The 12,532-nt window shown below is 71.2% G+C and carries 14 protein-coding genes; 7 read left to right on the top strand and 7 right to left on the bottom strand.

Translation table 11 applies throughout. The features are described from left to right. Positions 1-11 precede the first annotated feature (11 nt). Entirely contained in the window at positions 12-713 is a 702-nt protein-coding gene (locus tag WG212_RS04290) for a helix-turn-helix domain-containing protein (RefSeq protein ID WP_337185830.1), read from the bottom strand. Positions 714-824: 111 nt separating this feature from the next. Between WG212_RS04290 and WG212_RS04285 the strand changes: the two genes are divergently transcribed. After that, complete coding sequence (locus WG212_RS04285; RefSeq protein WP_337185829.1) at positions 825-1,961, top strand: acyl-CoA dehydrogenase family protein; 1,137 nt, start codon at positions 825-827, stop codon at positions 1,959-1,961. Positions 1,962-2,046: 85 nt separating this feature from the next. Here the strand turns inward: WG212_RS04285 and WG212_RS04280 are convergent, their stop codons facing one another. After that, entirely contained in the window at positions 2,047-3,033 is a 987-nt protein-coding gene (locus WG212_RS04280) for a D-glycerate dehydrogenase (RefSeq protein ID WP_337185828.1), read from the bottom strand. Between the two features lie 181 nt (positions 3,034-3,214). On the opposite strand from WG212_RS04280, the gene WG212_RS04275 reads away from it, so the two are divergent. The 5 genes from WG212_RS04275 (at position 3,215) to WG212_RS04255 (ending at position 6,737) form a co-directional block, all read left to right on the top strand. Further along, positions 3,215-3,736, top strand: a complete 522-nt coding sequence (locus tag WG212_RS04275) for an SH3 domain-containing protein (protein WP_337185827.1) — start codon at positions 3,215-3,217, stop codon at positions 3,734-3,736. Between the two features lie 57 nt (positions 3,737-3,793). Then, on the top strand, positions 3,794-4,321 hold the full coding sequence (gene fabA / locus WG212_RS04270) for a 3-hydroxyacyl-[acyl-carrier-protein] dehydratase FabA (protein WP_293382561.1): 528 nt from the start codon (positions 3,794-3,796) through the stop codon (positions 4,319-4,321). A gap of 35 nt (positions 4,322-4,356) precedes the next feature. Further along, positions 4,357-5,562: a beta-ketoacyl-ACP synthase I gene (fabB, locus tag WG212_RS04265; protein ID WP_337185826.1), complete on the top strand. Its 1,206-nt coding sequence runs from the start codon at positions 4,357-4,359 to the stop codon at positions 5,560-5,562. Between the two features lie 19 nt (positions 5,563-5,581). Then, positions 5,582-5,767 (top strand): oxidoreductase-like domain-containing protein, encoded by a 186-nt coding sequence (locus tag WG212_RS04260; protein ID WP_337185825.1) that lies wholly within the window; start codon positions 5,582-5,584, stop codon positions 5,765-5,767. A 148-nt stretch (positions 5,768-5,915) separates the two neighbouring features. Continuing rightward, the gene (locus tag WG212_RS04255) at positions 5,916-6,737 is read left to right on the top strand and encodes an enoyl-ACP reductase (RefSeq protein ID WP_337185824.1); all 822 of its coding nucleotides are present in this window, start codon (positions 5,916-5,918) and stop codon (positions 6,735-6,737) included. Positions 6,738-6,748: 11 nt separating this feature from the next. Here the strand turns inward: WG212_RS04255 and WG212_RS04250 are convergent, their stop codons facing one another. The 3 genes from WG212_RS04250 to WG212_RS04240 form a co-directional block, all read right to left on the bottom strand. After that, on the bottom strand, positions 6,749-7,357 hold the full coding sequence (locus tag WG212_RS04250; protein WP_337185823.1) for a TetR/AcrR family transcriptional regulator: 609 nt from the start codon (positions 7,355-7,357) through the stop codon (positions 6,749-6,751). Then, entirely contained in the window at positions 7,357-8,982 is a 1,626-nt protein-coding gene (locus WG212_RS04245; RefSeq protein WP_337185822.1) for a DHA2 family efflux MFS transporter permease subunit, read from the bottom strand. The genes WG212_RS04250 and WG212_RS04245 overlap by 1 nt, the downstream gene beginning before the upstream one ends. A 74-nt stretch (positions 8,983-9,056) precedes the next feature. Next, a complete protein-coding gene (locus WG212_RS04240; protein ID WP_337185821.1) occupies positions 9,057-10,133 on the bottom strand; it encodes an HlyD family secretion protein in 1,077 nt (358 codons plus the stop codon). A gap of 179 nt (positions 10,134-10,312) precedes the next feature. On the opposite strand from WG212_RS04240, the gene WG212_RS04235 reads away from it, so the two are divergent. Then, complete coding sequence (locus WG212_RS04235) at positions 10,313-11,590, top strand: UbiH/UbiF/VisC/COQ6 family ubiquinone biosynthesis hydroxylase (RefSeq protein ID WP_337185820.1); 1,278 nt, start codon at positions 10,313-10,315, stop codon at positions 11,588-11,590. Here the strand turns inward: WG212_RS04235 and WG212_RS04230 are convergent, their stop codons facing one another. Both WG212_RS04230 and WG212_RS04225 read right to left on the bottom strand, forming a co-directional pair. Continuing rightward, the gene (locus WG212_RS04230) at positions 11,591-11,815 is read right to left on the bottom strand and encodes a Trm112 family protein (RefSeq protein ID WP_337185819.1); all 225 of its coding nucleotides are present in this window, start codon (positions 11,813-11,815) and stop codon (positions 11,591-11,593) included. An 11-nt stretch (positions 11,816-11,826) separates the two neighbouring features. Further along, a complete protein-coding gene (locus tag WG212_RS04225; RefSeq protein ID WP_337185818.1) occupies positions 11,827-12,483 on the bottom strand; it encodes an LON peptidase substrate-binding domain-containing protein in 657 nt (218 codons plus the stop codon). Between the last annotated feature and the right edge of the window lie 49 nt (positions 12,484-12,532).

Genomic DNA, 12,532 nt, shown 5'->3' with positions numbered 1-12,532 from the left:
GCCGGGCCGCCTCAGGCCGCCGGGCGGAAGGCCAGGGTCTTGAGAGCGGTCCGGTCCTCGATGCGGAGCGCACGCTTCAGCTCGGCGATACGCGCCCGCTCCCCCGACAGGCCGATGTCGCCAGAGGCCAGGGCGTCCGCCAGCCCCCGATGGCCCATCCACACCCGGACGAAGGCTTCGAGGTCCGCGGCCACCACCACGTCGACGTCCCGCCCGGGGTCCTTGAGGCAGACCTCCACGTCGTCGACGCGCAGGATCATCCACCAGTAGCGGCGCGCGGCGTGGGCGCGGGGCAGGCCGCGGAACTCGAAACGCAGCACCACGTCGCGGCCGGGCAGTTCGCGCGGGTCGATCTGGCGCTTCATACCCCACATCAGGAGCGTGGGGTCCAGGTCCTCGTGGACGATGCGGCCCTGGCCGTGGCGCTGGCCCCAATCCGACATCAGGGCCACGAGTTCGCTCATCTGCTCGCCGGCCGGCGTCAGGCTGTAGAGCTTGCCCTGGGCGAGCGGCTCGGTGGCGACCACGCCCGCCGCCTCCAGTTCGGCCAGCCGCTGGACCAGCAGGGCGCGCGACATCAGCGGCACGCCCATGTGGATCTCGGTGAACCGGCGCGGCCCGAAGCAGAGCTCGCGGACGACCAGCGGCGTCCACCGCTGGGCGAAGACCTCGGCCGTCTTGGCGACCGGGCAGAACTGTCCATAGCCTTTCATGACGGCATGATGAGCGCCGGACACCGGCGTCCGACAAGTTCATTCTTCGAACTGGAGCGGCGGTGGCATCCTGGCCGATGAGGTCGTCCTCGATTTCCCGGAGGATGACCGATGACCATCAACGTGAAGGCGGAAGCCGTGGACTGGGTGCGCCGCGCCGAAGACCTGGGACCGCAGATCGCCGCCCGCGCCGCGGACGCCGACGCGGCCGACGCGTTCGTGGCCGACAACCTCGCGCTCCTGAAGGCGGAGGGGTTCCACGCCGCCGCCGTGCCGGCCGAACTGGGCGGCGGCGGCGCCAGCCACGCCGAGCTGTCGGCCGTGCTGCGGACGCTGGCCCGCCACTGCGGCTCGACGGCGCTGGCCTTCGCCATGCACACACACGCGGCGGCCCTGCCGGCCTGGCGGTGGCGGCGCACGCCCGAGGCGGTCGAAGGCCTCCTGAGGCGCATCGTGGCCGAGAAACTCACCCTGGTCTCGTCCGGCGGCTCGGACTGGCTGGACGGCTCATGCCGGGCGGTCCCGGCGGACGGCGGCTTCCGCGTGAACGGTCGCAAGGTGTTCGCCAGCGGCTGCCAGCAGGGTGACCTGCTCGTGACGATGGCGGTGCAGGACGGCCCCGAGGGACCGACGGTGCTGCACATGGCCATTCCCATGAAGGCCGAAGGCGTCGAGGTCCTCGACACCTGGCGGACGCTGGGCATGCGCGGCACCGGCTCGCACGACCTCGAGCTCACGGACGTCTTCGTGCCCGAGGCGGCGGTGACCGTGCGAAGGCCCGCGGGCAAGTGGCATCCGCTGATGCACATGGTGACCCTGATCGCCTTCCCGCTGATCTACAGCGCCTATGTGGGCCTGGCCGAGGCGGCGCGGGACAAGGCCGTGGAACTGACCCTCGCACGATCCCGCGGGCGGGCGCCCGTCGACACCGTCGCCGCGCTGGGCGAGGCCGAGACGCACCTGGCCGCGGCTCGCCTGGCGCTTGCCGACATGGTGGCCTGCGCGGCCACGGACGAGCCCGGGCCGGCGGCGACGAACCGGATCATGACCGGCCGGGTGCTCGCGGCGCGGTCGGCCATCGCGACGGTGGAACGCGCCCTGGCCGCCGCCGGCGGAGCCGGCTTCTACCGGGCGAACGGACTGGAGCGCATCTGGCGTGACGTCCAGGCGGCGCGATATCATCCGCTGCAGGAGCCCACGCAGGCGCGGCTGGCGGGACGCCTCGCCCTGGGACTGGACATCGACTGACCACCCCGGCGCGGCGGAGCAGGGTTCGCGTGGCGCGTGCGCTCGGTTTCCAGCGGCGCCGGCGCGACCCGAGGGCCTTCGCGCTCTATAGCATCTGCGGGATCACGCGATCGGGCGGTCGGTGGCCGTCCATCCAGGTCTTGATGTTGATGATGACCTTTTCGCCCATGTCGACGCGGGCCTCGACGGTGGCCGAGCCCATGTGCGGCAGCAGCACGGCGTTGGGCAGCTTCAGGAGCTTGGGGTTGATGCGCGGCTCCTGCTCGAACACGTCGAGGCCGGCCCCGGCGATCTTGCCGTCGTCCAGCAGGTCGGCCAGCGCCTGTTCGTCGATCAGGCTGCCGCGCGCCGTATTGATCACGATGGCGTGCGGCTGGAGCAGCTTCAGGCGGCGACCCGAAAGCAGATGGAAGCTGGCGGGCGTCGCGGGGGCGTGGACCGAGACGATGTCCACCCGCGCCAGCATCTGGTCCAGGCTGTCCCAGTAGGTGGCTTCCAGCTCGTCGGCCACCACCCGGCTGACGGGCTTGCGGTTGTGGTAGTGGATCTGAAGGCCGAAAGCCTTGGCCCGGCGGGCCACGGCCGAGCCGATGCGGCCCATGCCGACGATCCCCAGGCGCTTGCCGGTGATTCGCCGGCCCAGCATCCAGGTGGGCGCCCAGCCGGTGAATTCGCCGGCCCGGACCGCATTGGCGCCCTCGATCACCCGCCGCAGCGTGGCCATCATGAGGGTCAGCGTCAGGTCGGCGGTGTCCTCGGTCAGCACGCCCGGCGTGTTGGTGACGATGATCCCGCGGGCGTTGGCGGCGGCCACGTCGATGTGGTCGACGCCCGCGCCGAAATTGGCGATCAGCTTCAGGCCTTCGCCGGCCTTCTCGATCAGGCCGGCGTCGATCCTGTCGGTGATGGTCGAGGCCAGCACGTCGCAGCGGCCGACCGCCTCGATCAGCGCCTTGCGGCTGAGGGGCTCGTCCGTGAGGTTGAGCTCGGCGTCGAAGAGTTCGCGCATGCGGGTCTCGACCGAGTCCGGCAGTTTGCGCGTGACGATGACTTTCGGCTTGCGGGTGGGCATGCGCCTACGGGAGAAAGGGTCATGCGCCGCTCGGGCGCGTACGCGGATTTGCCGATTCCTTAGCAGGGGGGCCCGTCACGGCCAAGGCGACGCAGGGACAACACCGGCCGGCGGGCGCGACCGGACGGCGCGCGGAGCCGGACGGGGGACTGGCGGGTCGGCTGAGAGGTAGGGCGAAGGATTGAGTGTCCTGAAGCGAGGGGCGTACCGGCGGGCGGCCTTCCTGGCGACCCTGATCCTGGCTCTGCCGGCCACGGCGCAGGACGCCGGTCCGCGACAGGGGCCGTCGGGATATCCCGTTCCGCGCTACGTGACCCTGAAGTTCGGCGAGGTGAACGCCCGGGCGGGGCCTGGCGACGACCACCGCCTGCTGTGGATCTATCGCACGCGCGGCCTTCCGGTTCAGGTGGTGGCCGAGACCAGCGACTGGCGTCGGGTGTGCGATCCCGAGGGCGGAAAGGCCTGGGTGCACAAGCGCGTGACCGACGGCCGTCGGGCGGTGATCAACCTGGGGACACGGCCCCAGCCCCTGCTGCGCAAGCCCCGCGCAGGCGCCGAGACGGCGGCGTTCCTGGGCGCGCGGGCGCTGGCGTCGCTGGACCGCTGCGACAAGGGCTGGTGCCGCGTGAAAGCGGATCGCACGACCGGCTGGGTGCGCCAGGGCGCGCTCTGGGGCACGACGGACACCCCGCAATGCCGTTGAGGCTCCGTACGTCAACGTGCTAGGCCCGGCCCCTTCGGAATCTAAAGGCTCCTTCGAATGACCGACGCGGCGAACCGGCCCTCCAGCTTCACGCGCGACGAGCTCCTGGCCTGCGGGCGCGGCGAGATGTTCGGACCGGGCAACGCCCAGCTCCCGGCGCCGCCGATGCTGATGTTCGACCGTATCGTCGAGATCAACGCCACGGGCGGCGCGCACGGCAAGGGCCACGTCGAGGCCGAGCTGGATATCGCCCGCGACCTCTGGTTCTTCGACTGCCACTTCATCGGCGACCCGGTCATGCCGGGCTGCCTGGGCCTGGACGCCATGTGGCAGCTCGTGGGCTTCTTCCTGGGCTGGAGCGGCGCGCCGGGCCGCGGCCGCGCGCTGGGCGTGGGCGAGGTGAAGTTCACCGGCCAGGTGACGCCGGCCGTCCAGAAGGTGGTCTACAAGATCGACCTCAAGCGGGTGATCCTGCGCAAGCTGGTGATGGGCGTGGGCGACGGGGTTCTCCTCGCCGACGGCAAACCCATCTATGAGGCGAAGGACCTGCGCGTGGGCCTGTTCAAACCCGAAGACCTGGCGTGACGACGGCCAGGCGAGAGTTCGGAGGAGACTGACGGATGCGCCGCGTGGCCGTCACCGGGATGGGAATCGTCTCGTCCATCGGCAACAACACCAATGAGGTCCTGGCGTCCCTGCGCGAGGCGAAGTCTGGCGTCACCGCGGCGCCCGAGTACGCCGAGCTGGGCTTCCGCTGCCAGGTCCATGCGCCGCCGCGCCTGGACTGGGAGGCGATGGTCGACCGGCGCGCCGCCCGGTTCCTGGCCCAGGGCACGGCGTTCGGCCACATCGCGATGGAACAGGCGATCGCCGACTCCGGCCTGACCGAGTCCGAGGTCAGCCACGAGCGCACCGGCCTGATCGTGGGCTCGGGCGGGCCGTCGACCAAGGCCATCGTCGAGGCTGCGGCCATCGCCCGGGAGAAGGGGCCCAAGCGCGTCGGCCCGTTCGCGGTGCCCAAGGCCATGAGTTCAGGCGCCTCGGCCACGCTGGCCACCTGGTTCAAGATCCGCGGCCTGAACTTCTCGATCAGCTCGGCCTGCGCCACCTCGACCCACTGCATCGGCACGGCCTACGAGCAGATCCTGATGGGCAAGCAGGACGTGGTGTTCGCCGGCGGGACCGAGGAGCTGGACTGGACGCTGTCGGTCCTGTTCGACGCCATGGGCGCCATGAGCGCCAAGTTCAACGACCGGCCCGAGGTCGCCAGCCGCGCCTATGACGTCGACCGCGACGGCTTCGTCATCGCCGGCGGAGCCGGGATGCTCGTGCTGGAGGAGATGGAGCGGGCCCGGGCGCGCGGCGCGAAGATCTACGGCGAGATCGTGGGCTACGCGGCCAATTCCGACGGCTTCGACATGGTGGCCCCGTCCGGCGAGGGCGCGGCGCGCTGCATGCGCCTGGCCAATCCCGAGGGCCGCGCCATCGACTACCTGAACCCGCATGGCACCGGCACGCCGGTCGGCGACGTGAAGGAGATGGAGGCCGTGCGCGCCGTGTTCGGCGACAGGGCGCCGCTGATCTCGTCCACCAAGTCGCTGACCGGCCACAGCCTGGGCGCGGCGGGCGTGCAGGAGGCGATCTATTCGCTCCTGATGCTCAACAACGGCTTCGTCACCGAGAGCGCGCACATCGAGAACCTGGACCCGGCCTTCGCCGACATGCCGATCGTGCGCGAGCGGCTGGACCGTCCGCTTGAGACGGTGATGAGCAACAGCTTCGGGTTCGGCGGCACGAACGGCTGCCTGGTGATGGCGCGGGCCTGATGGCGGGGACCTGACCGTCGTGGCGGCCCCCGACCCGAAGATCCCGCGGCCGCCCGATCGGCCACAGGACTACGAGTGCTGCAAGCGCGGGTGCTGCCCCTGCATCTTCGACTACTACTACGACGCGCTGGAGCGCTGGGAGGCGCGTGTCGAGGCGATGGGTTTCGATCCGAAGGCGGTGCTGGCGCACCCTCCCGCCCCTTGATGGGGCGGGACAGGCGGGCGCAGCCGCCAGGGTGAAAGCGTGGGCCGGCGTGCGGAGGTCGGGGATGACCCCCGCTTCCCCACCCTGGCCGCTGGCGCGGCCTGTCCCTCCCCATTAAGGGGAGGGAGGAACAAGGGAGAACCGCCACGTGGCCGACGACTATCAGATGCCGACCGGAACCCTGATGAAGGGCAAGCGGGGCGTGGTGACCGGGGTCGCCAACCACCAGTCCATCGCCTGGGGCATCGCCAGCCAGCTCGCCGCGCAGGGGGCGGAAATGGCGTTCCTGCACCTTCCCGGGATGGAGCGGCGGGTGCAGCCGCTGGCCGAGAGCCTCGGGGTGAAGGTGCTGGCGCCCGTGGACGTGACCGACGACGCCTCGATGGACGCGGGCTTCAAGGCCGTCGAGGACGCGTTCGGCCAGATCGACTTCTTCGTCCACGCCATCGCCTTCGCCAACAAGGACGAGCTGAAGGGCAGCTTCGTGGACAACACCACCCGCGAGGGATTCCTGCGGGCGATGGACATCTCGGCGTTCAGCTTCGTGGACTGCGCGCGCCGCGCCGCGGCCCTGATGCCCGAGGCCGGCGGCTCGATCGTCACCCTGACCTACATGGGCTCCGAGCGGGCGATCCCCAACTACAACACCATGGGCGTGGCCAAGGCCGCGCTGGAGGCGTCGGTCCGCTACGCCGCGCGCGACCTGGGACCCAGGGGCGTCCGGGTGAACGCGATCTCGCCGGGCGCCATGAAGACGCTCTCGCTGGCGGGCATCTCGGGCGGCCGCGGCATGCTGGCCAAGGGCCGTTCGCTGTCGGCCATGAAGGAGGACACGGCGATGGAGGGGGTGGCGGGCTGCGCGCTGTGGCTGCTGTCGGACCTGGGCCTGTCGACCACCGGCGAATGCATCCATGTGGACGCCGGCTTCCACATCATGGGCTTCTCGGAGGACGAGGGCGGCGAGGGCTGAGCCTCCCCCGCCTACGGCGCGTAGGCCCGCAGGAAGCGATGGGCGGCTTCCCGCGCCAGCCGGTCGACGCGGAAGTCGTCGAGCGTGGTGTCGACGCCGAGCAGCGACGCCGTCTGGTACGAGCCCAGCACCATCCCGGCGAAGAACTCGGCCGCCTCCTGCGGGTCCGGGCAGTTCAGGCGGCCGGCCGCAGTCTCCAGCGCCAGGAACTGCGCCAGCTTGCGCCGGCTGGCCCGAGGCCCGGCCTCGAACACCGCCACCCCGAGGTCGGCCTGGCGCGTGGCGTCCAGCATCGCGGTGCGCATGAAAGCCGCCGCCCGGGGCGTCATGGCCGTCTCCAGCAGGATGCGGGCGAAGGCGGCCAGCGCCTCCCGCGGGTTCTCGACGGCGCCCGGCGTCTCGAGCGACGCGGTGATCTCATGCACCCGGCGCGCCATCAGGGCCCGGATGAGCTCGGCCTTCGAGCCGTAGTGATTGTAGACCGTCTGCTTCGAGACGCCGGCGCGGCGGGCGATCTCCTCCATCGAAGCGGCGACCCCGCGTTCGGTCAGCACCTCGACCGCGGCGTCCAGAATGGCCTCGTTCTTCGAGAGGTCGATCCGGCCGGCGACGCGGGGCATCAGCGCCCCCCGCCCGGCCGGCTCGCCGGGTTGGGAGCCGCGCCGGGCGCCTTCAGCCCGGCCGGCGCGGCGAAGAAGCCGATGGCCGCCGCAATCGCGGCGCCGACGGCCACCAGCGCGAAGGCGTCGATGTAGGCCAGCACCTGGGCGTCGCGCTGGATCATGAATCCCATCGCCTTGCGCGCGGCGCCGGCGGGATCGGCGACACCCAGCCCCTCCATCCGCGAGGTCATGCCCGCCAGGAAATCCTGGGCGCGCAGGCTCGCGCTGCTCACACCTTCGCTGAGGGCCTGGAGATGGGCGGCGCCCGTCTGGAAGAGGGTGGTGGAGATGATGGCGATGCCGAAGGCCCCGCCCACGTTGCGGATCAGGTTTATGAGGCCCGAGGCGTCCTTCATCATCGAGAGCGGCAGGGTGGCCACGCTCATCTGCGAAGCGGCGATCATGGCCACCATCGAGCCCAGGCCGCGGGCCGTCTGCATGCCGGCGAACTCCCAGAAGCCCCACTGATCGTTGACGTAGACCCCCTGCCACATGCCCCAGGCGGTGAGCGCCATGCCCAGCCCCAGCGAGAAGCGGAAATCCACCGCGCGAATGAACCGACCCAGCGCAGGCGTGGCGACGAACATCACCAGGCCGGAGACCAGCATCACATTGCCCACCTCCGCCGCGGAGTAGCCCCGGACGTGCGCCAGGAAGAGCGGCAGCAGGAACGTGCCCCCATAGAGCGCCGCGCCCGAGATGAAGGTGATCACGATGCCCAGGGTGAAGTTACGGTCCCGGAACGGCCCCAGCGACACGATCGGCTGGCGATAGACCAGCTGTCGCCAGATGAAGGCCACCCCGGAGATCACGGTCAGGACCGAGACCCAGAGCACGATGTCGTCCTGGAACCAGCTGTTCTCGGCGCCCTCCTCCAGCACGTACTGCATCGCGATCAGGAAGGTGGTCATCAGGCCCAGCCCCCACCAGTCGATGCCTTTGGCCATCCCGGGCTCCGGCCGGTCGAAGTCGAGGTAGCGGCCCACCAGGAAGAGGACCAGGAGGCCCGGGCCGATGTTGATGAAGAACAGCCAGCGCCAGCCCATCGCCTCCGCGATATGGCCGCCCATCGTGGGACCTATGGTGGGCGCCAGCGTCACGATCATGCTGACGATGACATTGGCCGAGAGCCGCTTCTCGATCGGGAAGACGGTCATGGCGATGGCGAAGGTGGCCGGGATCATGGCGCCAGCCGCCAGGCCCTGGAGCGCCCGCGCGAAGATCATCGTCTGGATATCGCCGGACAGGCCGACGGCGATCGAGGTGAGGATGAAGGCCACGGTGGTGACCATGTAGAACGGCCGCACCCCCCAGAGCTTCGACAGGTAGGCGCTGACCGGAATCGCGACCACCTCGGTCAGCAGATAGACGCTCTGGATCCACCCGATCTCGTCCGCCGTCGCGCCGATGCCGGCCTGAACCTCGGCCAGGGCGGCGGCCACGATCTGGATATCCAGCAGCGCCATGAACTGGCCCACGGCCAGACCCGAGAAGCCGAGGTAGACCTTGGTCCAGTCGACCGGTCGACCGTCGGCCCCCAGCGGTTGAGGACCGGCCGCCTGGGGATCCGTTGGAGCGGCCACGGCCGGCGCCCCCCCACCCGGACCCGCTGGCCCCGAACCGCCGGGCTCCCGCCCCGCCGGGACATCGGTCGAACTCACGGCCGGACCGCGCCTCCGGCGTATCGGGCCGGCGCCTGGGCGGCCTCGGCGAAGCTGGGGCCGGTGTTCTCACGCACGTCCACCTTCACCTCGACCGAGAGGCCCGGTCGCAACGCCGCCGCCAGGGGCTGGCTGCGGTCGACGGCGATCTTGACCGGCAGCCGCTGTGCGATCTTGGTGAAGTTGCCCACCGCGTTCTCGACCGGGATCAGGGCGAACTCGGCCCCTGTGGCCGGCGAGAACGACATCACATGGCCCTTGATCGGCCGGCCGCCGAAGGCGTCGGCCTTGATCTCCACCGGCTGGCCGATGCGCAGGCGCGCCACCTGGGTCTCCTTGAAATTGGCGACCACGAAGGCCTCGCCCAGGGGAACCACGGTCATCATCACCGCGCCGGGCCGCACGTACTGGCCGGGCCGCACGCCGCGGGCGCCGACCACGCCCGCGGCCGGCGCCTTGACCTCGGTGCGCGCGAAATCGATCCGCGCCTGCTCGACCGCGGCGCGGGCGGCCTGGGCCTCGGCGACGCTTCGCACACGTGTGGAACCCAGGCTGGCGGCGGTGCGCCGCTCCGCCTCCAGCGCGGCCGCGGCCTGGGCGACGTCGGCGTCGGCCTTCTCGGCGGCCATGCGGGCGTTCTGGGCCCGTTGCGACGACACGTAGCCCGACGTCGCGAGAGCGCCGTAGCGATCGAGTTCCGAGGCGGCGAAGCGGGCCTGGGCCCGGGCGCTGGCCACGGCGGCCGACCGCTCGGCGATCACCGCCTGGGCGAGACGGGCGCGGTCGTCCACCTGATTCACGGCCGCGTCCAGCGCCGCCGCATTGGCCTCGGCGGCGGCCAGGCGCGCGCTTATGGTCGCCGGGTCGATCCGCGCCAGCACCTGGCCGGCGGTGACCGACTCGTTGTCGTCCACCAGCACCTCGGCGACATAGCCTTCGACCAGGGGCGCCACAGACACGTTGTCGGCCTGGACGAAGGCGTTGTCCGTGGCTTCGTACCTCTGCTTGCCCATCCACCAGGCGACGCCCAGCGCGAGGACCGCCACCCCCGCGACGCCCGCGGCGGCGATCATGGCCAACCGGCTTCTGAGGAGCTGCATCATTCCGGGCGCGTCCCAACTGAAACTTGGACTCTACGGTCCATTCGCCGCCAGTAGAGGCCCGGCCCTGACGGGCGCCAAGCGAAAACTGGACCGGCGCGTCCATTCGCCTTGCGCTGGACGGGCGCCGGCTTTCGTGGCCTATCCCCGCCATGCCCGAGCCCCTCATGCCCGAGCCCGATACGCCAGCGACCGCCGACGTCGTCATCGCCGGGGCCGGGATCGCCGGGGCGACCCTGGCGCTCTCGCTGGCCCGAGCCGGGCTTCGACCCGTCCTGATCGATCCGGTGGCCTTCGACGCCCAGCTCGCGCCGACCTTCGACGGCCGGGCTTCGGCCATCGCCTATGCGGCCTATCGCCAGTGGCGGGCGCTGGGGCTGGCCGGGGCGTTGGACCCGCACGCCCAGCGGATCGAGCAGATCCTGGTCACCGACGGGACCGCGCCGGGCGCGGCGGCCGGGCCACAGACGCCCTTCTTCCTGCGCTTCGAGTCCGACGAGATCGCCGACCGGTCCGACGGCGAACCCCTGGGGTATCTGCTCGAGAACCGCCATATCCGCGCCGCCCTGGCCCAGGCGGTCGCCGACGCCGGCGTTCCCGTCCTGGCTCCCGCAAGGGTGGCAGGCGCCGTCTTCGGCGCACGAAGCGCCGAGGTCGCCCTGGCCGACGGCCGCACGCTGGAGGCCCCGCTGGTGGTGGGCGCCGAGGGCCGCGGGTCGGTGATCCGCGAGGCGGCCGGGATCGGTGTCGTCGGTTGGCCCTATGCGCAGGCCGGCGTGGTGGCGACGGTGCGACTGGACATCGACCACGAAGGCGTCGCCCACGAATACTTCCTGCCCGGAGGCCCGTTCGCGATCCTGCCCCTGACCGGCCGGCGCGCCAGCCTCGTCTGGACCGAGCCGGCGGCGCAGGCCGAGGCGCTGAAGACCGCCCGGGCCGAGGTGTTCCAGGCGCACCTCGAGCGCCGGTTCGGCGATTTCCTGGGCGGCGTCGCCGTGGAGGGGCCGGTCTTCACCTATCCTCTCAGCCTACAGCTCGCCGAACGCTTCACGGCTCCGAGGGCGGCGCTGCTGGGCGATGCTGCGCACGGGGTGCATCCGATCGCCGGCCAGGGCCTGAACCTGGGCCTGAAGGGCGCCGCGGCGCTGGCCGAGGTGGTGGTGGACGCCATCCGGCTGGGCGAGGACATCGGCTCCGAAGTCGTCCTCGAACGCTACGCCGCCTGGCGCCGGTTCGACACGGTCTCGCTGTCGGTCGGCATGGACGCCTTCGTCCGGCTGTTCTCCAACGACAACCCGCTCCTGCGCGCGGCCCGCGGCGTCGGCATGTCGGTGGTGAACCGGATCGGCCCGGCCCGGCGCTTCTTCATGCACGAGGCCGGCGGCGCTGTGGGCGACCTGCCCCGGCTGCTGAAAGGCGAGGCGCTCTAGCTACTCGCCCTCCCCCAGCTCGCGAGCTTCTTCCGGCAACATGATCGGCACGCCGTCCCGGATGGGGTAGGCGAGCCGCGCACCCTTGCTCACCAGTTCCGCCCTGTCCCGGTCATAGACGAGCGGCCCGTGGGTCACGGGGCACACGAGCACCTCCAGGAGGCGCGGATCGACGTCGGGCGTGGGGGCGGGCGTGGGGGCGGGCGAGGGCGCGGAAGCGGTCATGGCGTGCCCGTCTACTGGAGCCGATGGGGTTCGTCATCCGGATCCGTGGCGTCGATCTCCAGCAGGGTGGTCAGCACCTCGAAACGCGCCGGCAGGTTGCTGGCCTCCAGCAGCGCCTGCTTCTCGGCCGGCGCGAACGGCAGGCCCATGCAGAGGCTGTTCACCAGCGCCTCCAGCGGCGCCTCGTTGGCCGTTTCCCAGTCGATGTCGAGTTCGCGCTGGTTGAGATAGCGCTTGAGCGCCGTCGCGAAGCGGGCGCGGGCGGCCTCGCCGGCTTCGGCCTCCTCGTCGCGGCCCAGGTCGTCGCCGAAGCGGTCATAACGGGCGCGCACCTGGCGGTAGGGCAGGCGCAGGTCGAGCTCCTCCCCCGTATCGAAGCGGCAGAGGCCCGTCAGGGTGATCAGGTAGCGCCCGTCCGAGGTCTCGGCGTAGCTGGTGATCCGCCCCAGGCAGCCCACGTGGGCCAGGACCGGCCGGGACCGCGAGCCGCCGCGGGTCTGGATCATGCCGATCACCCGATCTCCCGCCATCGCGTCGTCCACCATGTTGAGGTAGCGCGGCTCGAAGATCTGCAGCGGCAGTTCGCCCCCCGGCAGCAGCAGGGCGCCGTCCAGGGGAAAGACCGGAATGAGCTGCGGCAGGTCGCTGGTCTGGCGGTAGGGCGCCATGCGCCTCCCTTCCTGAATGGCCTTCCCGAATGAGCCGCCCTGGCCGGAC

The sequence above is a fragment of the Phenylobacterium sp. genome, from assembly GCF_037189685.1.
In the GTDB taxonomy this organism is placed as follows: Bacteria; Pseudomonadota; Alphaproteobacteria; order Caulobacterales; family Caulobacteraceae; genus Phenylobacterium.
Note: the sequence above shows the minus strand (reverse complement) of the source record. Positions and strands in the feature narration are given on the sequence as shown.

Excerpts from the sequence above, each read along its gene's own strand:
- WG212_RS04250 (WP_337185823.1), bottom strand. The coding sequence starts at position 7,357 with ATGCCCCGCGTCGCCGGCCGGATCGACCTCTCGAAGAACGAGGCCATT.
- WG212_RS04285 (WP_337185829.1), top strand. The coding sequence starts at position 825 with ATGACCATCAACGTGAAGGCGGAAGCCGTGGACTGGGTGCGCCGCGCC.
- WG212_RS04235 (WP_337185820.1), top strand. The coding sequence starts at position 10,313 with ATGCCCGAGCCCCTCATGCCCGAGCCCGATACGCCAGCGACCGCCGAC.
- fabB (WP_337185826.1), top strand. The coding sequence starts at position 4,357 with ATGCGCCGCGTGGCCGTCACCGGGATGGGAATCGTCTCGTCCATCGGC.
- WG212_RS04240 (WP_337185821.1), bottom strand. The coding sequence starts at position 10,133 with ATGATCGCCGCCGCGGGCGTCGCGGGGGTGGCGGTCCTCGCGCTGGGC.
- WG212_RS04280 (WP_337185828.1), bottom strand. The coding sequence starts at position 3,033 with ATGCCCACCCGCAAGCCGAAAGTCATCGTCACGCGCAAACTGCCGGAC.
- WG212_RS04225 (WP_337185818.1), bottom strand. The coding sequence starts at position 12,483 with ATGGCGCCCTACCGCCAGACCAGCGACCTGCCGCAGCTCATTCCGGTC.
- WG212_RS04290 (WP_337185830.1), bottom strand. The coding sequence starts at position 713 with ATGAAAGGCTATGGACAGTTCTGCCCGGTCGCCAAGACGGCCGAGGTC.
- WG212_RS04230 (WP_337185819.1), bottom strand. The coding sequence starts at position 11,815 with ATGACCGCTTCCGCGCCCTCGCCCGCCCCCACGCCCGCCCCCACGCCC.
- fabA (WP_293382561.1), top strand. The coding sequence starts at position 3,794 with ATGACCGACGCGGCGAACCGGCCCTCCAGCTTCACGCGCGACGAGCTC.